Origin of the sequence: Bacteroides sp. 43_46, from assembly GCF_001915455.1 — a bacterium.
GTDB classification, from domain to species: Bacteria; Bacteroidota; Bacteroidia; order Bacteroidales; family Bacteroidaceae; genus Bacteroides; species Bacteroides caccae.
On the sequence record NZ_MNQN01000107.1, the window covers coordinates 1 to 23,646 of the forward strand.

At 43.5% G+C, this 23,646-nt stretch carries 22 protein-coding genes and 2 pseudogenes; 18 read left to right on the forward strand and 6 right to left on the reverse strand.

The window, feature by feature from the left end:
- From BHV72_RS09920 to miaA, 16 genes and pseudogenes are all read left to right on the forward strand, one after another.
- The coding region (locus tag BHV72_RS09920) for a PhoH family protein (RefSeq protein ID WP_286855678.1) at positions 1 to 402 on the forward strand (402 nt) is incomplete at its 5' end.
- A 46-nt stretch (positions 403 to 448) separates the two neighbouring features.
- Positions 449 to 1,350 (forward strand): annotated as a pseudogene (locus BHV72_RS09925) (phosphoribosylaminoimidazolesuccinocarboxamide synthase).
- A gap of 2 nt (positions 1,351 to 1,352) precedes the next feature.
- On the forward strand, positions 1,353 to 2,090 hold the full coding sequence (ubiE, locus tag BHV72_RS09930) for a bifunctional demethylmenaquinone methyltransferase/2-methoxy-6-polyprenyl-1,4-benzoquinol methylase UbiE (protein ID WP_055172104.1): 738 nt from the start codon (positions 1,353 to 1,355) through the stop codon (positions 2,088 to 2,090).
- A 38-nt stretch (positions 2,091 to 2,128) separates the two neighbouring features.
- Positions 2,129 to 2,875: a shikimate dehydrogenase family protein gene (locus BHV72_RS09935; protein ID WP_286855681.1), complete on the forward strand. Its 747-nt coding sequence runs from the start codon at positions 2,129 to 2,131 to the stop codon at positions 2,873 to 2,875.
- A gap of 97 nt (positions 2,876 to 2,972) precedes the next feature.
- Complete coding sequence (locus BHV72_RS09940) at positions 2,973 to 3,923, forward strand: alpha/beta hydrolase (protein ID WP_005677305.1); 951 nt, start codon at positions 2,973 to 2,975, stop codon at positions 3,921 to 3,923.
- Between the two features lie 72 nt (positions 3,924 to 3,995).
- Positions 3,996 to 4,916 carry a TPM domain-containing protein gene (locus tag BHV72_RS09945; protein WP_122264471.1) on the forward strand — a complete coding sequence of 307 codons (921 nt, stop codon included), beginning with the start codon at positions 3,996 to 3,998 and terminating at the stop codon, positions 4,914 to 4,916.
- Between the two features lie 46 nt (positions 4,917 to 4,962).
- Complete coding sequence (locus tag BHV72_RS09950) at positions 4,963 to 5,544, forward strand: LemA family protein (protein WP_005677303.1); 582 nt, start codon at positions 4,963 to 4,965, stop codon at positions 5,542 to 5,544.
- A gap of 90 nt (positions 5,545 to 5,634) precedes the next feature.
- Positions 5,635 to 6,763: pseudogene (locus BHV72_RS09955) on the forward strand (AIR synthase-related protein).
- 3 nt (positions 6,764 to 6,766) lie between these two features.
- Positions 6,767 to 7,879, forward strand: a complete 1,113-nt coding sequence (gene prfA / locus BHV72_RS09960; protein ID WP_005677299.1) for a peptide chain release factor 1 — start codon at positions 6,767 to 6,769, stop codon at positions 7,877 to 7,879.
- A gap of 15 nt (positions 7,880 to 7,894) precedes the next feature.
- A complete protein-coding gene (gene pyrF, locus BHV72_RS09965) occupies positions 7,895 to 8,719 on the forward strand; it encodes an orotidine-5'-phosphate decarboxylase (RefSeq protein WP_286855685.1) in 825 nt (274 codons plus the stop codon).
- Between the two features lie 28 nt (positions 8,720 to 8,747).
- Positions 8,748 to 9,977, forward strand: a complete 1,230-nt coding sequence (locus BHV72_RS09970) for an HD domain-containing protein (RefSeq protein WP_005679952.1) — start codon at positions 8,748 to 8,750, stop codon at positions 9,975 to 9,977.
- An 82-nt stretch (positions 9,978 to 10,059) separates the two neighbouring features.
- Positions 10,060 to 11,100, forward strand: coding sequence for a UDP-3-O-(3-hydroxymyristoyl)glucosamine N-acyltransferase (gene lpxD, locus BHV72_RS09975; protein ID WP_005677295.1), 1,041 nt, complete (start codon positions 10,060 to 10,062; stop codon positions 11,098 to 11,100).
- A 3-nt stretch (positions 11,101 to 11,103) separates the two neighbouring features.
- Positions 11,104 to 12,435, forward strand: a complete 1,332-nt coding sequence (locus tag BHV72_RS09980) for a bifunctional UDP-3-O-[3-hydroxymyristoyl] N-acetylglucosamine deacetylase/3-hydroxyacyl-ACP dehydratase (protein ID WP_286855688.1) — start codon at positions 11,104 to 11,106, stop codon at positions 12,433 to 12,435.
- Between the two features lie 18 nt (positions 12,436 to 12,453).
- A complete protein-coding gene (lpxA, locus tag BHV72_RS09985) occupies positions 12,454 to 13,221 on the forward strand; it encodes an acyl-ACP--UDP-N-acetylglucosamine O-acyltransferase (protein ID WP_005677292.1) in 768 nt (255 codons plus the stop codon).
- Positions 13,222 to 13,242: 21 nt separating this feature from the next.
- On the forward strand, positions 13,243 to 13,800 hold the full coding sequence (locus tag BHV72_RS09990; protein WP_005677291.1) for an IS1096 element passenger TnpR family protein: 558 nt from the start codon (positions 13,243 to 13,245) through the stop codon (positions 13,798 to 13,800).
- 117 nt (positions 13,801 to 13,917) lie between these two features.
- Positions 13,918 to 14,805, forward strand: coding sequence for a tRNA (adenosine(37)-N6)-dimethylallyltransferase MiaA (gene miaA / locus BHV72_RS09995; RefSeq protein ID WP_055172117.1), 888 nt, complete (start codon positions 13,918 to 13,920; stop codon positions 14,803 to 14,805).
- 26 nt (positions 14,806 to 14,831) lie between these two features.
- On the opposite strand, the gene BHV72_RS10000 is transcribed toward miaA, so the two are convergent.
- The 6 genes from BHV72_RS10000 to BHV72_RS10025 form a co-directional block, all read right to left on the reverse strand.
- Complete coding sequence (locus tag BHV72_RS10000) at positions 14,832 to 15,275, reverse strand: hypothetical protein (RefSeq protein ID WP_005677289.1); 444 nt, start codon at positions 15,273 to 15,275, stop codon at positions 14,832 to 14,834.
- Positions 15,276 to 15,366: 91 nt separating this feature from the next.
- Positions 15,367 to 17,958: a M56 family metallopeptidase gene (locus BHV72_RS10005; protein WP_055172119.1), complete on the reverse strand. Its 2,592-nt coding sequence runs from the start codon at positions 17,956 to 17,958 to the stop codon at positions 15,367 to 15,369.
- 51 nt (positions 17,959 to 18,009) lie between these two features.
- The gene (locus tag BHV72_RS10010; RefSeq protein ID WP_005677286.1) at positions 18,010 to 18,378 is read right to left on the reverse strand and encodes a BlaI/MecI/CopY family transcriptional regulator; all 369 of its coding nucleotides are present in this window, start codon (positions 18,376 to 18,378) and stop codon (positions 18,010 to 18,012) included.
- 139 nt (positions 18,379 to 18,517) lie between these two features.
- Positions 18,518 to 18,820 (reverse strand): hypothetical protein, encoded by a 303-nt coding sequence (locus BHV72_RS10015; RefSeq protein ID WP_055172122.1) that lies wholly within the window; start codon positions 18,818 to 18,820, stop codon positions 18,518 to 18,520.
- Positions 18,821 to 19,061: 241 nt separating this feature from the next.
- Positions 19,062 to 19,283: a type II toxin-antitoxin system antitoxin gene (locus BHV72_RS10020; RefSeq protein WP_005679946.1), complete on the reverse strand. Its 222-nt coding sequence runs from the start codon at positions 19,281 to 19,283 to the stop codon at positions 19,062 to 19,064.
- A 29-nt stretch (positions 19,284 to 19,312) separates the two neighbouring features.
- On the reverse strand, positions 19,313 to 20,260 hold the full coding sequence (locus tag BHV72_RS10025) for an SPFH domain-containing protein (RefSeq protein WP_005677281.1): 948 nt from the start codon (positions 20,258 to 20,260) through the stop codon (positions 19,313 to 19,315).
- Positions 20,261 to 20,530: 270 nt separating this feature from the next.
- Between BHV72_RS10025 and BHV72_RS10030 the strand changes: the two genes are divergently transcribed.
- The gene (locus BHV72_RS10030) at positions 20,531 to 22,741 is read left to right on the forward strand and encodes a S9 family peptidase (RefSeq protein WP_005679943.1); all 2,211 of its coding nucleotides are present in this window, start codon (positions 20,531 to 20,533) and stop codon (positions 22,739 to 22,741) included.
- Entirely contained in the window at positions 22,741 to 23,589 is an 849-nt protein-coding gene (lipA, locus tag BHV72_RS10035; protein WP_022041771.1) for a lipoyl synthase, read from the forward strand. Before BHV72_RS10030 ends, lipA begins: the two co-directional genes overlap by 1 nt.
- Positions 23,590 to 23,646 lie beyond the last annotated feature (57 nt).

Below are 23,646 nucleotides of genomic sequence, written 5' to 3' on the forward strand. Positions count from 1 at the left end.
ATTATACAGATTGCTCCGTTAGCCTTTATGCGCGGACGCACGCTGAATGACGCAGTCGTAATCTTGGACGAAGCGCAGAATACCACTGTACAACAAATCAAAATGTTCCTCACCCGTATGGGTATGAATACCAAAATGATCGTTACGGGAGATATGACTCAAATTGACCTCCCCGCCTCACAAACTTCGGGACTGGTGCAAGCACTCCGCATCCTGAAAGGGGTAAAGGGAATCAGCTTTGTAGAATTGAACAAAAAAGATATTGTACGCCATAAACTAGTGGAACGCATCGTAGATGCTTACGAAAAATTCGACAAGGAGGCGAAAGCCGAAAGGGAGAAACGAAAGAATGAACAACTGGTTATCAACGGCGAACGACCGGTGAAACAGGTCAACAACTAGTCGTTTCTGTGATTTGTAACTTGTAATTTGTAATTATAATAAAACAATGAAAGCATTAACAAAAACAGATTTCAACTTTCCGGGACAAAAAAGCGTGTACCACGGAAAAGTGCGCGATGTGTACAACATCAACGGCGAAAAACTCGTCATGGTAGCAACCGACCGTATCTCGGCTTTCGATGTGGTTTTACCTGAAGGTATCCCTTACAAAGGCCAAATGCTGAATCAGATTGCAGCCAAATTCCTCGATGCCACTACTGACATCTGTCCGAACTGGAAATTGGCTACGCCGGACCCGTGATTGTACGCGGTTATCTGTGCGGTAGCGCATGGCGTGCTTACAAAAGCGGCGTACGCGAAATTTGCGGTGTGAAACTACCGGACGGAATGCGCGAGAACCAGAAATTCCCGGAACCGATCGTTACCCCGACGACGAAAGCAGAAATGGGACTTCATGACGAAGACATCTCTAAAGAAGAAATCCTGAAACAAGGACTGGCTACTCCCGAAGAATACGAAATTCTCGAAAAATATACGCTGGCTCTCTTCAAACGCGGAACTGAAATCGCAGCAGAACGCGGACTGATCCTTGTAGATACTAAATACGAATTCGGCAAGCACAACGGCACAATCTACCTTATGGACGAAATCCATACTCCGGACTCCAGCCGTTATTTCTACGCTGAAGGTTATCAGGAGCGTTTCGAAAAAGGTGAGGCCCAGAAACAACTTTCCAAAGAATTCGTCCGCGAATGGTTAATGGAAAATGGCTTCCAGGGTAAAGACGGTCAGAAAGTACCGGAAATGACTCCGGCTATCGTACAAAGCATCAGCGACCGTTACATCGAATTGTTCGAAAACATCACCGGCGAGAAATTTGTGAAAGAAGATACCAGCAACATCGCTGAACGTATCGAAAAGAACGTAATGGATTTCTTGACAAAATAAGAATGGACTACCCACAACAACATATCAAGCCTTACAACGAGGAAGGCAAAAAGACCGAGCAGGTGGAACGTATGTTCGATAATATCGCACATGCTTACGACAAGCTGAATCATACCTTGTCTTTAGGTATCGACCGCAGCTGGCGTCGCAAAGCCATTGCCTGGCTCCGTCCTTTCCATCCGCAACGTATGATGGATGTGGCTACCGGTACGGGGGATTTCGCTATCCTTGCCTGCCGCAAACTGCAACCTGCCGAACTGATCGGCACGGACATCTCGGAAGGCATGATGAACGTGGGTCGTGAAAAAGTAAAGAAGGAAGGACTCTCGGACAAAATTTCTTTTGCCCGGGAGGACTGTACTTCACTCTCTTTTGCCGATAATGACTTTGACGCTATTACCGTTGCCTTCGGTATCCGCAACTTCGAAGATCTCGACAAAGGGCTCTCCGAAATGTGCCGTGTACTGAAACCGGGCGGACATCTCGTTATCCTGGAGCTGACTACTCCGGACCGTTTCCCGATGAAGCAATTATTTTCCATTTATTCCAAAGCCGTCATTCCGTTATTAGGCAAACTTCTCTCCAAAGACAACAGCGCATACCGTTATCTGCCGGACACAATCAAAGTCTTTCCGCAAGGAGAAATAATGAAAGGTGTCATCTCACGAGCCGGATTCAGCGAAGTAAACTTCCGGCGGCTGACATTTGGTATCTGCACGCTTTACACCGCGACAAAATAATGAGTTATTATGAATGGTTAATTTAATTCTTTCGTGTTATGGAAAAATATGGTTTAATCGGCTACCCTCTAAGACATTCATTCTCCATCGGATACTTTAACGAGAAGTTCAAATCCGAAGGTATCAACGCAGAATATGTGAACTTCGAGATTCCTCAAATCAATGATTTTATGGAAGTTATCGAGGAGAATCCCAATTTGCGAGGTCTCAATGTCACTATCCCTTACAAAGAGCAGGTGATCCCCTTCCTGAACGAGCTTGATCCGGATACCGCAAAAATAGGTGCTGTCAATGTAATCAAGATTATCCGCCAACAGAAAGGAAAAGTTAAACTGATCGGCTATAACTCCGACATCATAGGATTTACCCAGTCCATTCAACCGTTATTACAGGCTCATCACAAGAAAGCGTTAATTCTGGGAACCGGCGGTGCTTCCAAAGCTGTCTACCACGGACTCAAAAACCTGGGAATCGAAAGTGTTTTCGTTTCGCGTACTCACAAAGCGGACGGAATGCTTACTTACGAGGAGCTGACTCCTGAAATTATGGCCGAATATACAGTTATTGTCAACTGTACTCCCGTAGGTATGTTTCCCAAAGTAGATTTCTGCCCGAATATCCCCTACGAGCTATTGACTACAAACCATTTGCTCTACGATTTGTTATATAATCCGAACGTCACCCTCTTCATGAAAAAAGGAGAAGCACAAGGCGCTGTTGTCAAAAACGGCCTGGAAATGCTGCTGCTTCAGGCATTTGCCGCCTGGGAAATCTGGAACCGGTAGCCGGCGGAATGTTTCTCCCGAGTTCTCATGCGGAAGGTAAATAACAGGACGTGATTTCCTGACAGACAAAGAGATTATTTATAAATTGGGATAAGTTATGAGAAAGAGAATTATTTATGTCATTATCATTGTCGTGCTGCTGTTGACCGGTTGCACAATCGGCGGGAGTTTCTATATGTTGAATTTCTCTCTGACCCCGGATGCCAAGATATTGTCTAAAGACGCTGACTCTTATCCCTATATGTACAGAAACTATCCATTCCTCCGCCCATGGGTGGATAGTCTGCGCCAAGCGGACGCACTCAAAGATACTTTTATTATCAATCCGCACGGTATCCAGCTTCATGCATATTATGTTGCCGCCCCTAAACCGACCGACAAGACGGCAGTGATCGTTCACGGATATACGGATAACGCCATTCGTATGTTTATGATCGGGTATTTGTACAACCGTGATTTGGGCTATAACATTCTGCTCCCCGACCTTCAACATCAGGGCGAGAGCGAAGGGCGTGCCATTCAAATGGGGTGGAAAGACCGTTTTGACGTACTCCAATGGATGAACATTGCCAACAAGATTTTTGGAGACAGCACTCAAATGGCGGTGCACGGTATTTCAATGGGAGGTGCGACCACCATGATGGTGTCCGGTGAGGAACAGCAGCCTTTTGTCAAATGCTTTGTGGAAGATTGCGGCTATACCAGCGTATGGGATGAGTTCTCGCATGAACTGAAATCTTCCTTCTTTCTTCCTCCTTTCCCACTGATGTATACCACAAGCTGGCTATGTGAGAAAAAATACGGGTGGAACTTCAAAGAGGCTTCCTCATTGAAGCAGGTGGCGAAATGCAAGTTACCGATGTTGTTTATCCATGGAGACAAAGACACGTATGTGCCCACCTGGATGGTGTACCCGCTTTATGAAGCAAAACCAGAGCCTAAAGAACTTTGGATTGTATCGGGGGCTGCTCATGCCGTTTCATACCAGGAGAATAAACAGGAGTACACCGATAAAGTCCGTGACTTCGTCGGGCGATACATTCATTAAACCTATTATAACAAAGAGTTTTAAAACCATAACAGAAAAAGTTTCTATCTTTGCAAATGTAAAACAACTGTTATGAAATCAATATTCACATTTATAATTGCCGCCTTTTTACTGTTTCCTCTGCAAGCTCAGGAGAAAGTATACACGGTAGATAATCTTCCCAAAGTCCACCTGCAAAACAAGATGCAATATGTTTGTAATCCGGCGGGAATACTGTCGCAAGCGGCTTGTGACAGCATAGATGCCATGCTATATGCATTGGAACAGCAGACGGGCATTGAAACGGTGGTTGCCGTAGTTCCCTCTATCGGGGAGACAGACTGTTTCGACTTTTGCCACCAACTGCTGAATAAATGGGGTGTAGGAAAGAAAGATAAAAACAATGGTCTGGTTATTTTATTAGTTACCGACCAACGTTGTATTCAATTTTATACCGGCTACGGCTTGGAAGGTGTGCTTCCGGATGCAATCTGCAAAAGGATTCAAACGAAATATATGATTCCTTATCTGAAAGATGGGAACTGGGACGCAGGAATGGTGGCAGGTTTGAAAGCAACTTGTCAACGGCTCGACGGTTCTATGGAGAATGATTCTCTGGCGGAATCCGGAGATGGAGGTTCATTTGATTTCTTCCTCGCTCTTTTCTGCTTCTTCGCTATCGGCGGGGGACTCGCCTTTTTTGCAGCACGGAAACAAAGCCGTTGCCCGAATTGCGGGAAACACCAATTACAAAGAAGCGGAAGCAGGCTTGTTTCCCGAATCAACGGAGTGAAGACCGAAGATATTACTTATACGTGCAGGAACTGCGGACATACGCTCGTGCGTCGCCACCAAAGTTATGACAATGATTATCACCATCGGGGTGGCGGCGGAGGAGGTCCGTTTATCGGTGGCTTCGGAGGAGGTCGAGGCTTCGGAGGAGGCGGAGGTTTTAGCGGCGGCAGCTTCGGAGGAGGAATGGGCGGAGGCGGCGGTGCCGGCTCCCGGTTCTAAAACTAGAAACAATCAGATTATCAATTTCAATAAAAAAACAAGAAACATGAAAAAGTCAATTATCATCATCTTAGCCGTTGTGGCTATCCTTGTTATATGGGCAGTAAGTGTATATAACGGTCTGGTTACTATGGACGAGAATGTTACCGGTCAATGGGCAAATGTAGAAACTCAATACCAACGTCGTGCAGACTTGATTCCGAATCTGGTAAATACCGTAAAAGGATATGCAACGCACGAAAAAGAGACTTTGGAAGGAGTTGTCGCAGCACGCAGCCAAGCGACCCAAATCAAAGTGGATGCCGAAGACCTGACTCCGGAGAAGCTGGCAGAATATCAGAAAGCACAGGGTGCCGTAACTTCAGCACTAGGTAAGTTGCTGGCTATCACGGAAAACTATCCCGACCTGAAGGCCAACCAGAACTTCCTTGAGCTGCAAGCCCAACTGGAAGGAACGGAAAACCGTATCAACGTAGCACGCAAAAACTTCAACGATGCTGCACAAGCTTACAACACCAATATCCGCCGCTTCCCGAAAAATATCTTTGCAGGTATGTTCGGTTTCGATAAGAAAGCATATTTTGAAGCGGAAGAAGGAAGTGAAAAAGCTCCGAAAGTAGAGTTCTAGAGATAAGCAACGGCATTTCTAATAAGATAGTTGGCTGTACGAAAAAAAAGCAGTACTTTTGCAGCCGTATACAAAATAATTCTATAACTCATGAGTAATCAACGATACATGATGCGTGGCGTAAGCGCATCAAAAGAAGATCCCGAAAGCTTTCTGCAAAATCATCCCGGACATATTGGGAGGTGACCCTGACTATTGTAACATCATGCATGCCGACGGTGCAGGAACAAAATCATCCCTTGCTTATATGTACTGGAAAGAAACAGGCGACCTGTCTGTCTGGAAAGGTATTGCACAAGACGCCCTGATTATGAATATCGACGACTTGCTCTGTGTAGGTGCCGTAGACAACATCCTCGTTTCTTCCACTATCGGACGTAACAAACTCTTGATTCCGGGAGAAGTGATCTCTGCAATCATCAACGGAACAGACGAACTGCTGGCCGAACTTCGCGAAATGGGTGTAGGCGTATATGCTACCGGTGGCGAAACTGCTGATGTCGGTGATCTGGTACGCACAATTATCGTTGACTCTACCGTGACTTGCCGCATGAAACGCTCGGACGTTATCAATAATGCCAACATTCGCCCGGGTGACGTTATTGTAGGATTGGCCTCTTACGGACAGGCTACTTATGAAAAAGAATACAATGGCGGTATGGGTAGCAACGGTCTTACAAGTGCCCGCCATGACGTATTCGGCAAATATCTCGCAGAGAAATATCCGGAAAGTTACGATGCGGCAGTACCCGAAGAACTGGTTTATTCCGGCGGACTGAAACTGACTGACAGCGTGGAAGGTTCTCCGATTGATGCGGGCAAGCTAGTGCTCTCTCCTACCCGTACGTATGCTCCGGTGGTGAAGAAACTGTTGGATGCACTCCGCTCCGAAATTCATGGTATGGTTCACTGCTCCGGCGGTGCGCAAACCAAAGTGCTGCATTTCGTAGAAAATGTACGTGTTGTGAAGGATAATCTGTTCCCCGTTCCTCCGTTGTTCAAGACTATACAGGAACAGAGCGGCACGGACTGGGCAGAAATGTACAAAGTATTCAATATGGGGCACCGTCTCGAAGTTTACCTGTCACCGGAACATGCCGAAGAGGTGATTGCTATTTCCGAATCTTTCGGTATCCCCGCACAGATTGTAGGACGTATCGAAGCGTGTGAACAGACAGAATTAATCATTAAGAGCGAATTCGGAGAATTCAGATACTAAAGAATGGCAGATAACAGTACCATATTAGAGAAATTAGACGGACTTGTAGCCCGTTTTGAAGAAATATCTACCCTTATCACCGACCCGGCAGTGATTGCCGACCAAAAACGTTACGTCAAACTGACGAAAGAATATAAGGAACTGGATGATTTGATGAAAGCCCGCAAGGAATATATGCAGCTGCTGGGTAATATTGAAGAGGCCAGAAACATTCTAGCCAATGAATCGGATGCCGATATGCGCGAAATGGCAAAAGAAGAAATGGACAGTAGTCAGGAACGTCTTCCCGTATTGGAAGAGGAAATCAAACTGATGCTTGTTCCCGCCGACCCGCAGGATAGCAAGAATGCGATTCTCGAAATCCGTGGCGGTACAGGAGGCGACGAAGCCGCTATCTTTGCCGGCGACCTTTTCCGTATGTATGCCAAGTATTGCGAAACCAAAGGCTGGAAAATGGAAGTATCCAGCGCCAACGAAGGGGCAGCCGGCGGTTTCAAGGAAATCATTTGCAGCGTGACGGGTGATAACGTTTACGGGACATTGAAATACGAATCGGGAGTGCACCGCGTACAGCGTGTTCCCGCCACAGAGACGCAGGGACGTGTACATACATCCGCTGCCTCGGTAGCCGTACTCCCCGAAGCGGAAGAATTTGACGTTGTCATCAACGAAGGAGAAATCAAATGGGATACTTTCCGAAGCGGTGGCGCCGGCGGACAGAATGTCAACAAGGTGGAATCCGGTGTACGCCTGCGTTATATCTGGAAGAATCCGAATACAGGCGTAGCGGAAGAAATCCTTATTGAATGTACCGAAACGCGCGACCAACCGAAAAATAAGGAACGCGCACTGGCCCGCCTCCGTACCTTTATCTACGACAAGGAACATCAGAAATATATCGACGACATTGCTTCCAAACGTAAAACAATGGTATCTACCGGAGACCGTTCTGCTAAAATCCGTACATACAACTATCCACAAGGACGTATTACCGACCACCGTATCAATTATACGATCTATAATCTGACTGCCTTCATGGACGGAGATATCCAAGATTGCATCGACCACCTGATTGTGGCGGAAAATGCGGAACGTCTGAAAGAAAGCGAACTTTAAAACATTTATATAGAAATGGATAAGCAACAATTATTTGAAAACATAAAACGCAAGAAATCATTCCTTTGCGTAGGACTTGATACCGACATCAAGAAAATACCCGAACATCTGCTGAAGGAAGAAGATCCGATCTTCGCTTTCAACAAAGCTATCATCGACGCAACAGCTGACTTGTGCATTGCTTACAAGCCAAACCTCGCTTTCTATGAAAGCATGGGCGTGAAAGGTTGGATTGCCTTTGAAAAGACAGTAAAATATATCAAAGATAATTATCCCGACCAGTTCATCATTGCCGATGCAAAGCGTGGCGATATAGGAAACACTTCCGCCATGTATGCCCGTACTTTCTTCGAAGAACTGGACATAGATTCTGTAACCGTAGCTCCTTATATGGGCGAGGACAGCGTAACTCCGTTCCTGACCTACGAAGGCAAATGGGTGATCCTGTTGGCACTGACTTCCAACAAAGGTTCTCATGACTTCCAGTTGACGGAAGACGTGAACGGTGAACGCTTGTTTGAGAAAGTGTTGCGCAAATCACAGGAATGGGCAGGCGATGACCGCATGATGTATGTGGTAGGCGCTACTCAGGGACGTGCGTTTGAAGACATCCGTAAAATTGTTCCTAATCACTTCCTTCTCGTTCCGGGTGTCGGAGCACAAGGCGGCTCGCTCGAAGAAGTTTGCAAGTATGGAATGAACAGTACCTGTGGGTTAATTGTTAACTCGTCCCGTGGAATTATCTACGTGGACAAGACAGAGAAATTTGCCGAAGCTGCCCGCACTACCGCACAAGAAGTACAGGCACAAATGGCAGAGCAGCTAAAAGCCATTCTCTAAAAGAATAAAGAATCTCTAAAAGAAACGAATGCCTTACGAAAGAAAGATAATCAACGACCCTGTATTCGGGTTTATCAATATTCCAAAGGGGCTGCTGTATGATATTGTACGGCATCCCCTTTTGCAGCGTCTTACCCGCATCAAGCAAGTAGGGCTCTCCTCGGTAGTATATCCCGGCGCACAACATACCCGCTTCCAACACTCATTAGGTGCTTTCTACCTGATGAGCGAAGCTATCACCCAACTGGCCTCCAAAGGTAATTTTATCTTTGACAGCGAGGCTGAAGCTGTACAAGCGGCTATCCTGCTGCACGACATCGGTCACGGTCCTTTCTCTCATGTGCTCGAAGACACCATTGTCAAAGGAGTTTCTCACGAAGAAATCTCCCTTATACTCATGGAACGGATGAACAAGGAGATGAACGGGCAACTCAGCCTTGCCATTCAAATCTTCAAGGACGAATATCCGAAACGTTTCCTGCATCAGCTTGTAAGCGGGCAACTGGATATGGACAGACTCGATTATCTTCGACGCGACAGTTTCTACACCGGCGTAACGGAAGGGAATATCGGTTCGGCAAGAATCATCAAAATGCTCGACGTGGCGGACGACCGCCTCGTTATCGAATCGAAAGGCATCTATTCTATTGAGAATTTCCTGACTGCACGCCGCCTGATGTACTGGCAAGTATATCTGCACAAGACCTCGGTTGCTTATGAAAGAATGCTCATCAGCACCCTGCTACGTGCTAAGGAACTTGCCTCAAAAGGTGTAGAATTATTTGCATCGCCCGCATTGCGTTTCTTCCTCTACAATGATATCAATCACCAGGAGTTCTATCATAATCCCGATTGTCTGGAAAATTTCATCCAACTGGATGATAATGATATCTGGACTGCTTTAAAAGTATGGAGCACTCATCCTGACAAAGTTCTTTCCACCTTAAGCCTGGGAATGATCAACCGAAATATCTTTAAAGTGGAAATTTCGTCAGAACCGATTAGTGAGGACAGAAAAAAAGAATTAACTTTGCACATCAGCCAGCAACTAGGCATAACCCTTTCCGAAGCGAACTATTTTGTCTCTACCCCCAGCATCGAAAAGAATATGTACGACCCGGCAGACGACAGTATTGACATTATCTACAAGGACGGCACTATCAAAAATATTGCCGAAGCATCGGACATGCTGAACATCTCATTATTGTCCAAAAAGGTAAAGAAATACTATCTCTGCTACCAGAGATTGCACAGATAAGTATAAAATATTCATGCAATAACACGGAAATCTGAAAAAAAAGTCCGTTATTTGTGAACTAATTAAATTTTAAAGAAAAGACATGGAGTTCTCGGCTAAGCAAATTGCAGCATTTATCCAAGGGGAAATCATTGGAGACGAAAACGCTACGGTACACACATTCGCTAAGATTGAAGAGGGAATGCCCGGAGCTATTTCTTTCCTGTCGAACCCTAAATATACACCTTATATCTACGAGACACAGTCCAGCATTGTACTGGTTAATAAGGACTTCACTCCCGAGCATGAGATCAAAGCCACCCTTATCAAAGTAGACAATGCTTACGAAAGCCTGGCAAAATTGCTCAACCTTTATGAAATGAGCAAACCCAAGAAAGAAGGGATAGATTCATTGGCTTTTGTCGCACCCAGTGCCAAGATCGGCGAAAACGTATATATCGGTGCTTTCGCTTATATCGGCGAGAACGCCGTCATCGGAGATAATACTCAAATTTACCCGCATACTTTTGTTGGAGACGGCGTAAAGATAGGCAAAGGTTGCCTGCTTTACTCAAATGTAAACGTTTATCATGACTGCCGTATCGGCAATGAGTGTATATTACATTCCGGCGCGGTAATCGGAGCCGACGGATTCGGATTCGCTCCCACTCCTAACGGGTATGATAAAATTCCACAAATCGGAATCGTTATTCTGGAAGATAAAGTAGACATAGGTGCCAATACCTGTGTTGACCGGGCTACCATGGGAGCAACGGTTATACATAGCGGCGCCAAAATAGATAATCTGGTACAGATTGCCCACAACGACGAAGTGGGGTCTCATACTGTAATGGCTGCCCAAGTCGGTATTGCCGGTTCTACCAAGATCGGCGAATGGTGTATGTTTGGCGGACAGGTAGGTATTGCCGGACATATTAAGATCGGCGACCGCGTAAATCTCGGAGCACAATCGGGTGTACCAAGCAGCATTAAGTCCGACAACCAACTGATCGGAACACCTCCTATGGAGTTGAAACCGTATTTCAAGGCGGCTATTGTGACTAAGAAACTACCGGATATGTACACAGAACTGAACAAATTACGCAAAGAAGTAGAAGAATTAAAACAACTATTAAATAAGTAACCAATGCTGAAACAAAAAACGCTGAAAGATAGCTTTTCACTGAGCGGGAAAGGTCTTCACACTGGACTTCGCATTGACCTGGAAGGACAACCAACTATCGATGCAGTAGCGGACAACGTGACGGAAACCACTCGTGGTACCGTGTTATCAAAGAACGGAGTCAAAGTAAGTACCGTAGAGCATGGTATGGCAGCCCTTTACGCATTGGGCATTGATAACTGCCTCATCCAAGTGAATGGTCCGGAATTTCCGATTCTGGACGGTAGTGCACAATATTATGTACAAGAAATAGAACGTGTAGGGACAGAAGAACAAAGCGCTGTCAAAGACTTTTATATCATCAAATCTAAAATCGAATTCCGTGATGAAGCAACCGGTTCTTCTATCATCGTATTGCCGGATGAGAATTTTAGCCTGAATGTACTGGTTTCTTATGACTCGACAATCATCCCTAACCAGTTTGCTACACTTGAAGATATGCATAAATTCAAAGACGAAGTGGCTGCCAGCCGTACTTTCGTCTTTGTTCGCGAAATAGAGCCTCTTCTCTCTGCCGGATTGATAAAAGGCGGTGACCTGGACAATGCAATCGTTATCTACGAACGTAAAATGTCGCAAGAAAGCTATGACAAGCTGGCGGACGTAATGGGAGTTCCTCACATGGATGCCGACCAGCTGGGTTATATCAATCATAAACCGTTGGTTTGGCCGAATGAATGTGCCCGTCACAAGTTGCTGGACGTAATCGGTGATCTTGCTTTAATCGGTAAACCGATCAAAGGCCGTATCATCGCCACCCGTCCCGGACACACAATCAACAATAAGTTTGCCCGTCAGATGCGGAAAGAAATCCGCTTGCACGAAATTCAGGCACCGACTTATGATTGTAACCGCGAACCTATAATGGATGTAAACCGCATCCGTGAACTTCTGCCGCACCGTTATCCTTTCCAACTGGTAGATAAAGTAATTGAAATTGGTGCCAACTATATCGTAGGTGTCAAGAATATTACCGCCAACGAGCCTTTCTTCCAGGGACATTTCCCGCAAGAACCTGTTATGCCGGGAGTGCTTCAAGTAGAAGCCATGGCACAAGTGGGAGGTCTGCTTGTCCTCAATTCCGTTGACGAACCGGAACGCTATTCTACCTATTTTATGAAGATAGACGGTGTGAAATTCCGCCAAAAGGTAGTGCCGGGAGACACGTTATTGTTCCGTGTGGAATTGCTGGCTCCGATCCGTCGTGGTATCTCCACGATGAAAGGTTATGCATTCGTCGGCGAGAAGGTGGTTTGTGAAGCGGAATTCATGGCACAAATAGTAAAAAACAAGTAATAATTGATATTTAAAAGCATGATAAGTCCTTTAGCGTATATTCATCCCGAAGCAAAAATCGGGGAAAATGTAGAAATTGCGCCTTTTGTATTTATAGATAAAAACGTGGTTATTGGCGACAACAATAAGATTATGGCTAATGCCAATATTTTATATGGTTCACGTATCGGTAACGGAAATACTATTTTTCCGGGAGCTGTTATCGGAGCCATTCCGCAAGACCTCAAGTTTCGCGGTGAAGAGTCAACAGCCGAAATCGGAGACAATAATCTGATTCGCGAAAATGTCACGATCAACCGTGGTACAGCAGCTAAAGGGCGCACAATCGTGGGCAACAATAACTTACTAATGGAAGGTGTACACGTGGCACACGATGCGCTGGTTGGTAACGGATGTATCATTGGGAACTCTACCAAAATGGCAGGTGAAATCGTGATTGATGATAACGCTATTGTTAGTGCCAATGTATTGATGCACCAGTTCTGTCATGTAGGCAGTCATGTAATGATTCAGGGCGGATGCCGCTTCAGCAAGGATATTCCTCCTTATATTATTGCAGGACGCGAACCGATCGCTTTCAGCGGCATCAACATTATCGGCTTGCGCCGTCGCGGTTTCGCCAACGAAGTGATTGAGAATATTCACAATGCATATCGTATCATCTACCAGAGTGGACTGAACACGACTGAAGCATTGAAGAAAATCGAAGATGAATTTGAAAAGAGTCCCGAGATTGACTATATCATTGAATTCATCCGCAACTCGGAGCGTGGAATTATTAAATAAACACTTCAAAATAGTCATATTATGATATACAGATTTACTATCATATCTGATGAAGTTGACGATTTTGTCAGAGAAATACAAATTGATCCGGAAGCAACATTCTTCGACTTCCATGAAGCTATACTGAAATCAGTAGGGTATGCTAATGACCAGATGACTTCTTTCTTTATCTGCGACGATGATTGGGAAAAAGAAAAAGAAGTGACTTTGGAAGAAATGGATGATAATCCGGAAATAGACAGCTGGGTGATGAAAGAAACTCCGATCAGCGAACTGATAGAGGACGAAAAACAAAAGTTACTGTATGTGTTCGACTACATGACAGAACGTTGTTTCTTCATCGAACTGACAGAAATTATCACCGGTAAAGATATGAATGGTGCTAAATGTACTAAGAAAGCCGGAGAAGCTCCCAAACAGACTGTTGATTTTGAAGAAATGGCCGCAGCCGGTGGCTCGCTCGACCTCGACGAAAACTTTTACGGAGATCAAGACTTCGACATGGAGGACTTCGATCAGGAAGGTTTTGACATAGGAGGAGGCGACGCTGGCAACCCATACGAAGAAGATAAATTCTAAGTCTTAAATATCAAGTATCAGGTATTAATTGCTATGCAGTGCCGGGCAGTTAATACCTGATATTTTTTAATTCCATGTTTTAGTACTCAACAACCGATACTTACTACTTTTAACCCCATGCCCACTCTCATCGTTCTGATAGGACCCACAGGCGTAGGAAAAACAGAATTAAGCCTGCGATTAGCCGAGAATTTTCAGACTCATATCGTGTCTGCCGATTCTAGACAGTTATATGCTGAACTGAAAATAGGGACAGCCACTCCTACTCCCGAACAACTCGAACGTGTGCCGCATCACTTGGTAGGAACGCTTCATCTTACAGACTATTATAGCGCCGCGCAATATGAGACGGAAGCAATGGAGATTCTCGAAAAGTTATTCATGCAGCATGAGGTTGTTGTCTTGACGGGCGGTTCAATGATGTATGTGGATGCTATTTGCAAAGGTATTGACGATATTCCTACCGTAGACGCGGAAACCCGTCAGCTCATGTTGCAGAAATACGAGGAAGAAGGGCTTGAACAACTCTGTGCGGAACTCCGGTTACTAGATCCGGAGTATTATCGTATTGTGGATTTGAAAAATCCAAAACGGGTGATTCATGCACTGGAAATCTGCTATATGACCGGACGTACTTACACCTCTTTCCGCACACAACAAAAGAAAAAACGTCCTTTCCATATCATCAAAGTCGGTTTAACCCGCGACCGGGAAGAACTTTATGACCGTATCAACCGTCGGGTAGACCAAATGATGCAAGAAGGATTACTGGAAGAAGTACGTTCCGTACTTCCTTACCGACATCTCAATTCACTCAATACAGTAGGCTACAAAGAACTGTTCAAATATCTGGACGGAGAATGGGAACTTCCTTTCGCTATCGAAAAGATAAAACAAAATTCGCGCATTTACTCACGCAAACAAATGACTTGGTTTAAGCGGGACGAGGAAATACGTTGGTTTCATCCGGAACAAGAAACGGAGATACTTTCGTACCTCCGTTAAAAAAAGATCATATTGAGTAAAAACTTTTATTTACCCAGTTTCGATACTTTCTGATAAACTTCACGGTAAACACTGTTGCCTAATTGGAATAAAAGCGTCATTCGTTTTCCGTCAATCCGGTAGGATATAGGAACAAGAGCTGATGCGGTTCTTCCATATTCATTATGCAATACCTCACAATAAAGTCCTTCTGCAATAATATTATACTCACCCGAACGAGTAATCTTATAAGGACAAAATACGCTTCCCGTACCTCTGTTTCCTGCTTCTAAGTACATTGCATTTTTAACATAGGCATCTACATTATAAAATTTGCCTTCTTTATCAAGTACCTTATATCTGGTCACTTGTGAAGTAGCGTCATTCTGAACAAGTCTCCAGATACCTTTTAAGTTTTGGCTCATACAAAGATTGGGCATAAGAAAAAGAAATGAAACAGCCAACAAAATCTTACATAAATTTCCTTTCATAATAAATAGAATTTAAAGTTCAACATATATTTATTCTTTAATTTAATCAGCACAACAACCTTGCGTATGAGTTCGTCGCTAGCTTATAAAATCATTCTTGTTTATCTTTCAAAATGACTTTAAGTGTAGGCTTCACTTTAACTTCAATGGTAGGCTTTCCATTATGACCCACCAGAAGCACACCGTTTTTAGGGGCTTTTATAGTAAAGCGCCCTATTGAATCTGTTCTTTCCGTAAATCTCGTACCTCTTACATTTACAATAGCGAATGTCGGTTTCTCGTCCTCATTATACACTACTCCGGTCACGGTAATCCAGTCAGAACGGTACTTATCTGTTTTCAAACGTACAATTTTCTCTTTGCCCGCTTGATCTAAAGACACTGCTTTAATTGTCTTTATAGACATTCCTTTCAATTTCGATTTTTCGACTTCATCATCGTCTATACAATAAATAATCTTTCCTTCTACCCCTTCTGCGACACTTTCTGCCAGTTCCAAAGCATCAGCATAAGGTTTTTCCGGATTATCTTTTTTAAATTGATACTCTCCTTCCGTAAGCAAAGTAACAATTATCACTCCATTTTTTCCTTTTTCCCCATAAATAGATGTAGCAGTTTTATCTTTCAATATAGAAAAACTTTTAATACGGTCAGGAGCTATCTTAGACAAAGCTTCTTTATCCGATACTTCTTTATCATTAATAATGATTAAGGGTTGTTTGCCCTCTTCAACTCCATAAAGAGTCAAACTATTTCCGACTTTAGTACCGGAAGATAAAGTTCCGGTCGTTTTCAGACTAACGGATGTCTCAGGAAACAATTTAACCACATCCTGTTCCATTCGTATTGACATTTCAGAAGTTACGGCTGCTTTCACCGTTTTATATCCAATAAATGAGAACCACAAATAACTATCCTTCGGCGTTTTCAGACGAAAGCGGCCATTTGCATCTGTTATTGCGCCAATAGTTGTATTAGGAACGACTATGCTTACTCCGGCTTTAGGCTGGCCCTGCTCGTCAGTAACAATTCCTGTGACAAGAAAGTCCGGCACAGTATTTGTTTCAGTCGCTTTGATCTCAGTAAAAGTGCTGATGTCTTGTACACGTGTTTTCCCCTCCCTGCGAGTGGTAACAAGTATCACCCCATTTGCACCACGCTTGCCATATAAACCAATAGATGCACTATCTTTCAGTACCGAGAAACTTTCTATTATCCCTCTATCTATTTTTTCGAAAGTCTCCATACTCATTTCCTTGCCATCGACCATAATTAACGGCTTCTTATTCTCCGGAAATCTGATATCTCCAAACCTCACCGGAACGGAATATTTCACAGACACAGGCATACCACGTTGCTTTCCGGGAATCCAGGCCGGCATTTCACTCACAATTCTTTCAGCCTCTTTAGTTAAGATAGGTTGGTCGGACTGAAGCGCTCGCACATCCTTTACTTTCCCGCTTTCAGATACAGTGAAACCGACTATCACACTACCTCCGGCTTTCCCTTTCACATCAGAACTTTTTGTTTTATTCTCCAAATACTTATACAACGCATTCATACCACCCGGATATTCAGGCATTTGCTCCACCACTTCAAAAACAACTAATTCTTCATTACCTTTCGTTTTTGCCGCACGATTTTCAGCACTAACCTTGGCCTTACTATCGCCATGTGACACTTTTACAGTATCTTGCAGCACATTTTCTGTATCTCTCAACACATTTTCTTGCACAATCTCGGCCAAATCATTAACTTTGACGGCAGAAATTTCTTCTACTTTTTCGGAGATTTCGGGACGGGCAAAAGCAGTTACTGCAATAGCTGCCAATGGAAGCACATACAAGTACTTCAACCGTGCCCATGGATTTGATTTTTCTTTTAACATCATAGTGATACGTTTTTTAAGTTTACTGTGATTAAAGCTGTTGGCCATAGAGTAGAGCCTTGTGCCAACGGCTTTTTTTATTAATAATAGTTGATATTCTTTCGCGTTTACACCTTCATTGATAACAGTCTCGTCGGCTTCATACTCATGGATATTCTGCAACTCCTGTTTCAACAGCCATGCACCGGGGTTGAACCATTGGAAAAAGATACAGATATCAGCTACCAATAAATCAATAGAATGCCGATGACGGATATGTGCTGCTTCATGAATCAGAATTTCCCGCCCGTTCTCCTCCAAATCCTTCCGGCTGATAACGATATACTTCATCCAACTGAACGGAGCTATCTCCTGTTCGTGGACAACAAGTGTTGTTCCATTCTCCAACTTTTCCCGTTTACCGGAATGTATTAACCTGAAAAGACGGATCAAAGAGTATAGATTGCGGCAAGCAAAGAAGATAATGCCGGCCAGATAAACAAGCAGAAGAATCTCTATCCAGGACAAGGAAGCGACTTCGTATACTGCCACTCCGCCGGTTGCATCGACAGTCGCGGGTTCCATTTCTGCCATTAGCAACACCTGCTCAATGGTGAGCATTGTTTGTTGTACTTCAACCTGATGGTTCGTGGTTACTTCAATGAAGGGAATGAGCAATGACAAAAACAGTACGCCCAATAAAGCAACACGATTAAAGCGATGAAAAGTTTCTTTGCTAAGTAAGACCCGAAAAAACAGGTAAAACAAGACAAGGCAAACTGATGATTTTAATATATAGATAAAGAATGCTCCCATAGTATAGATTGTCGTTTTATTAATTGGTGTTCATTAAATAGTGTTCTCAGGTCAGCCTTTCCTGTCCGCCTTCTCTACCTCTTGAATCAATTGTCTAAGTTCATCCAAAGAAATATCTTCTTCTTTGACTAAAGACGAAACTGCATTCAGGTAGGAATTATTAAAATACTTACTGATTACATTCCGAAGTGTTCCTTTACGAAAATCTTCTTCACTGACGATCGGATAGTATTGATAAGTATTCCCAAAAATATAATGAGCCAGAAAGCCTTTATCTTCCAGCCCGCGCACAATCGTTGATAAGGTGTTAAAATGCGGCTTCGGTTCTTCATAGAAAGCCAACATTTCTTTCACAAACAAGGGACCCTTTTCCCAAAAAAATCCCATGATTTCTTCTTCCTTTGCTGTTAATCCTTTCATACCTGCATCTTTGTTTGATGCAAATAACGAGAAGTTTTAGTTTATAAACTAATTTTTCTAGTTAATATAAACTAAAAGATATAGTTTAAAAGATGACAAGCCTGTAAAAGGCTCTATCAAAGATAAATTCTTCATTCTTTTACCCCCACAGTTTATCAACAATAAAATTCCCTATAAAGAATAAATCGCCCATAAAGACGATACTGAATACCAGAAAAATGAAACAGGTACTCCAACGAGCTCCCCCATTTTCTTCACCGCTTTTGATACGGAGCAAGGAGCTATGCAAGCAATCACCTGCTATGAACAACACAAACAAGCTCGGTATCAAGTCACCCCATGACACCAACCACAAGTTATCACCCTTTCCCATTAGGAATGTCAATGCCACGGCCAACAAGAAGACGGAAGCATACTGCAAGTCTTTTCTCTTTGAATTCATAGTGGTAATATTTAAAGTACTTTTCACAAAGATATTGAATCTCATTAAATATCCTCTATCAAATCCATACAAAAAATCAGTATCATTACATATTTTACTTGCCTTTATCTGTCACTACAAAAGTAAATGAACAAGCAGACACAAGACGAAAGGCAGAGCTCCTTCATCCACTAACACTGATGAACAGGGAAAGATGAAGGAATGAACGGATCATGAGATATTTCACCAAACCAATGAAACTCTAATCCTCCACTTGCTCTCCTTCAGATTCTTCCGGTTTATTTCCGGTTTTAGAAGACTTCTTTTTTAATCGGCCACTTTTTCTCAAGGCTTCGGCAATAATCCACTGAAGTTGCCCGTTTGTACTACGAAACTCATCAGCCGCCCATTTTTCAATGGCGTCCATTGTTTCAGTATCCACTCGCAAAACAAAACTCTTTATTGAAGATTCCTTTTTAGCCACTTCTATTTTACCTTCTTATTTATAGTTTATCAATGATTCAGCGTACCTGTATTCACAACCGGTTGCGCAGCTTCGTCCGCACAAAGCACCACTAGCAAATTACTCACCATGGCAGCTTTCTTTTCCTCATCCAGTTCAACAATTTCCTCTTCAGAAAGTTTATGCAATGCCATACGTACCATTGAAACAGCACCTTCAACTATCTTTTCGCGAGCACTGATGATAGCCGACGCCTGCTGACGGCGTAACATAACTGCTGCAATCTCCGGAGCATAAGCCAAATAATTAATACGGGCTTCCACTATCTCCATACCTGCCATGGCCAGACGTTCATTCAACTTTTGTTCCAACTGCTCGTTAATTTCATCACCGCCACTACGTAACGTCAATTCATCCAAATCCGCTTCGTTGTCGTCATAAGCATACAGTCCCGCTACCTGACGAAGCGCAGCGTCACTTTGCACACGAACAAAATCCTCAAAGGCATTCATTCGCCCGGCAACAGTCACAGTCATCTGTCCGCTCCCTCTATTATCCGCCATTGTCTGCGCATCAATTTCGAACATAGCTTTATAAGTGTCTTTCAGTTTCCAGACAAGCACCAGACCGATCAAAATAGGATTACCAATCTTGTCATTTACTTTAATAGGCTCCACATCCAAGTTACGGGCACGTAAAGATAGTTTCTTCTTATTCATAAAAGGATTAACCCAGAAAAATCCCGTTTCAGTAAACGTACCTTTATATTTCCCGAAGAATACCATGACACGGGCTTCGTTCGGTTCCTGCGAAAAATAACCCGGAATCATCAGAACAGCTAATGCAAGAAAAAGCAATAGCAAGAAAAACATAATTATGCTTCCTTTGAAAAGCATAAAACTCACAACAACCAACAAAGGCAACACGATCAAATTAAGAAACAAGGCCAAAAAGCCATTAACAACCGCATCATCGTACTTAATTTCTTTTGTAATCATAGCATTTAATTTTGATATTATTTTGATATCACAAATATATCAAATTTAGAAATTAAAAAGCAAACAAAAAGAGACTTTTTTTCCATGAGAAGGCATATTTTTAACTAAACAGCCCTGTCTTGTTCCTAAACAAATATAAAAGTTGAGGAAATAAGCGGCTATCCGAACCTAAAAAAAGAGTTTGCTCTTTGAGGTATTTAAGTTTATTACTATTTTTGCAGGATACGAATTTAAAACCTATAAACAGTAAAACATAAAACAATTCATAAAATGAGAAAAGTAAGTTTAGCTCTACTCTTCTGCCTTCTCTGCCTTACCGGAATGGCACAAGGACAAAAGGCTCTTGATTTAAAAGATATCACCTCCGGACGTTTCCGCCCGGAAAACATTCAGGGAGTAATCCCCACGCCCGACGGTGAATACTACACACAGATGAACGGCGAAGGCACACAAATTATTAAATATTCCTTCAAGACAGGTGAAAAAGTGGAAGTGGTATTCGATGTGAATACTGCACGCGAATGTGATTTCAAACACTTCGACAGTTACCAGTTCTCACCCGACGGTCAGAAATTGCTTATTGCTACGAAAACGACTCCGATTTACCGGCATTCTTATACAGCTGTACATTATATCTACCCTTTGAAACGAAATGATAAGGGAGTTACGACAAACAACATTATTGAACGGCTGTCCGACGGCGGACCTCAACAGGTCCCCGTCTTTTCTCCGGACGGAACAATGATCGCTTTCGTACGTGACAACAACATATTCCTCGTAAAACTGCTCTACGGCAACAGCGAAAGCAAAGTGACTGAAGACGGTAAGCAAAATTCTATCATCAACGGTATTCCTGACTGGGTATATGAAGAAGAGTTCGGGTTTAACCGCGCATTGGAATTCAGTGCGGACAATACCATGATTGCTTTTATCCGTTTCGATGAGTCTGAAGTTCCCTCCTACTCTTTCCCGATATTTGCAGGACAAGCGCCCTACATCAATGCCTTGAAAGATTATCCGGGCGAATATACCTATAAATACCCGAAAGCAGGATATCCGAATTCCAAAGTTGAAGTACGTACCTACGATATCAAATCACACGTGACACGTACAATGAAGCTCCCGTTGGATACAGATGGGTATATCCCCCGCATCCGTTTCACAAAAGATGCCTCCAAATTGGCAATCATGACACTGAACCGCCATCAGGACCGTTTCGACCTTTACTTTGCCGATCCTCGTTCCACCCTTTGCAAATTAGTATTGCGTGACGAATCACCTTATTATATAAAGGAAAATATATTCGACAATATTCACTTCTATCCCGATTATTTCAGTATGCTTAGCGAACGTGACGGTTACAGTCATCTCTATTGGTATAGCATGGGAGGTAATCTCATTAAGAAAGTGACTAACGGCAAGTTTGAGGTAAAAGACTTTTTGGGTTATGATGAGGAGGATGGTTCGTTCTATTACACCAGTAATGAGGAAAGTCCTCTGCGCAAGGCGGTCTACAAGACAGATAAGAAAGGAAAAAAGACCAAATTGTCTCAACAGACAGGAACAAACACACCGCTTTTCAGCAAATCGATGAAATATTATATGAATAAATATTCCAGTTTGGATACTCCAATGCAAATTACGCTGAACGATAATACCGGTAAAACATTAAAGACGCTGGTTACAAATGACCAGTTGAAACAAAAACTGGCAGGATACGCAGTTCCCAAGAAAGAATTTTTCACTTTTCAGACTACAGATGGAGTGACATTGAACGGTTGGATGATGAAACCTGTCAATTTTTCCGCTTCGAAAAAATATCCGGTACTGATGTTCCAATACAGCGGCCCCGGCTCACAACAGGTACTGGATACATGGGGAATCAGTTGGGAAACGTATATGGCAAGCCTCGGCTACCTCGTTGTCTGTGTGGACGGACGTGGAACCGGAGGACGTGGAGAAGCTTTCGAGAAATGTACTTACCTGAAAATCGGTGTAAAGGAAGCCAGAGACCAGGTGGAAACCGCACTTTACCTAGGCAAACAAGCGTATGTAGATAAAGATCGCATCGGTATTTGGGGATGGAGCTACGGTGGATACATGACTTTGATGAGCATGAGTGAGGGTACCCCCGTATTCAAGGCAGGCGTAGCTGTTGCCGCACCAACCGACTGGCGTTTCTACGACACGATTTATACGGAACGCTTCATGCGTACACCAAAAGAAAATGCGGAAGGATACAAGGAATCGTCTGCTTTCACCCGTGCTGACAAGTTGCACGGAAATCTGTTGCTGGTACACGGCATGGCGGATGATAATGTACACTTCCAGAATTGCACGGAATATGCCGAACATTTAGTACAACTCGGCAAGCAATTTGATATGCAGGTATATACTAACCGTAATCACGGCATATACGGTGGCAACACCCGCAATCATCTGTACACACGGTTGACCAACTTCTTCTTGAATAATTTATAATGGCTGACAGAGTACGTAAGCCTGAATGGCTGAAAATCAATATCGGTGCCAACGAACGATACACCGAAACCAAACGGATTGTCGACTCCCACTGCCTGCATACGATATGCAGCAGTGGGCGTTGCCCCAATATGGGGGAATGCTGGGGAAAGGGAACTGCCACATTTATGATTGGCGGAGATATCTGTACCCGTAGTTGCAAGTTTTGCAACACCCAAACCGGACGTCCGCACCCATTGGATGTAAATGAACCTGTTCATGTGGCGGAGTCTATCGCATTGATGAAACTGGATCATGCCGTAATCACCTCGGTGGACCGTGACGATCTCCCCGACCTGGGAGCAGAGCATTGGGCACGTACTATCCGGGAGATTAAGCGTTTGAATCCTCAAACGACTATCGAAGTACTGATACCTGATTTTCAAGGAAAGACAGAACTGCTAAATCAGGTCATTGAAGCGCATCCCGATATTATTTCTCATAATATGGAAACTGTCCGGCGTATCAGTCCCCTGGTACGCAGTGCAGCAAATTATGATACCAGTTTACAAGTTATCTCTCACATTTCCAAAAACGGAGTAAAGTCCAAAAGCGGCATTATGGTTGGTTTGGGAGAAACTCCCGAAGAAGTGGAAACACTTATGGATGATCTACTGGCAGTCGGTTGCCAGATACTCACTATAGGACAATATCTGCAACCCAGTCATCGGCATTATCCCGTTGCCGAATATGTGACCCCGCAACAATTTGCAAAATACAAGATTATCGGCTTAGAAAAAGGATTCAATATCGTGGAGAGTGCTCCTCTTGTCCGTTCCTCCTACCATGCTGAGAAACATATCCGTTAGCAAACAAAACACAAGCACTATTTGTTTTATAGATAGAACCGACAAATAAACATAAAG

What these genes read in the sequence shown, in the direction of transcription:
- ubiE (WP_055172104.1), top strand. Translation starts at nt 1,353, where the DNA reads ATGGACTACCCACAACAACATATCAAGCCTTACAACGAGGAAGGCAAA.
- BHV72_RS09935 (WP_286855681.1), top strand. Translation starts at nt 2,129, where the DNA reads ATGGAAAAATATGGTTTAATCGGCTACCCTCTAAGACATTCATTCTCC.
- BHV72_RS09940 (WP_005677305.1), top strand. Translation starts at nt 2,973, where the DNA reads ATGAGAAAGAGAATTATTTATGTCATTATCATTGTCGTGCTGCTGTTG.
- BHV72_RS09945 (WP_122264471.1), top strand. Translation starts at nt 3,996, where the DNA reads ATGAAATCAATATTCACATTTATAATTGCCGCCTTTTTACTGTTTCCT.
- BHV72_RS09950 (WP_005677303.1), top strand. Translation starts at nt 4,963, where the DNA reads ATGAAAAAGTCAATTATCATCATCTTAGCCGTTGTGGCTATCCTTGTT.
- prfA (WP_005677299.1), top strand. Translation starts at nt 6,767, where the DNA reads ATGGCAGATAACAGTACCATATTAGAGAAATTAGACGGACTTGTAGCC.
- pyrF (WP_286855685.1), top strand. Translation starts at nt 7,895, where the DNA reads ATGGATAAGCAACAATTATTTGAAAACATAAAACGCAAGAAATCATTC.
- BHV72_RS09970 (WP_005679952.1), top strand. Translation starts at nt 8,748, where the DNA reads ATGCCTTACGAAAGAAAGATAATCAACGACCCTGTATTCGGGTTTATC.
- lpxD (WP_005677295.1), top strand. Translation starts at nt 10,060, where the DNA reads ATGGAGTTCTCGGCTAAGCAAATTGCAGCATTTATCCAAGGGGAAATC.
- BHV72_RS09980 (WP_286855688.1), top strand. Translation starts at nt 11,104, where the DNA reads ATGCTGAAACAAAAAACGCTGAAAGATAGCTTTTCACTGAGCGGGAAA.
- lpxA (WP_005677292.1), top strand. Translation starts at nt 12,454, where the DNA reads ATGATAAGTCCTTTAGCGTATATTCATCCCGAAGCAAAAATCGGGGAA.
- BHV72_RS09990 (WP_005677291.1), top strand. Translation starts at nt 13,243, where the DNA reads ATGATATACAGATTTACTATCATATCTGATGAAGTTGACGATTTTGTC.
- miaA (WP_055172117.1), top strand. Translation starts at nt 13,918, where the DNA reads ATGCCCACTCTCATCGTTCTGATAGGACCCACAGGCGTAGGAAAAACA.
- BHV72_RS10000 (WP_005677289.1), bottom strand. Translation starts at nt 15,275, where the DNA reads ATGAAAGGAAATTTATGTAAGATTTTGTTGGCTGTTTCATTTCTTTTT.
- BHV72_RS10005 (WP_055172119.1), bottom strand. Translation starts at nt 17,958, where the DNA reads ATGGGAGCATTCTTTATCTATATATTAAAATCATCAGTTTGCCTTGTC.
- BHV72_RS10010 (WP_005677286.1), bottom strand. Translation starts at nt 18,378, where the DNA reads ATGAAAGGATTAACAGCAAAGGAAGAAGAAATCATGGGATTTTTTTGG.
- BHV72_RS10015 (WP_055172122.1), bottom strand. Translation starts at nt 18,820, where the DNA reads ATGAATTCAAAGAGAAAAGACTTGCAGTATGCTTCCGTCTTCTTGTTG.
- BHV72_RS10025 (WP_005677281.1), bottom strand. Translation starts at nt 20,260, where the DNA reads ATGATTACAAAAGAAATTAAGTACGATGATGCGGTTGTTAATGGCTTT.
- BHV72_RS10030 (WP_005679943.1), top strand. Translation starts at nt 20,531, where the DNA reads ATGAGAAAAGTAAGTTTAGCTCTACTCTTCTGCCTTCTCTGCCTTACC.
- lipA (WP_022041771.1), top strand. Translation starts at nt 22,741, where the DNA reads ATGGCTGACAGAGTACGTAAGCCTGAATGGCTGAAAATCAATATCGGT.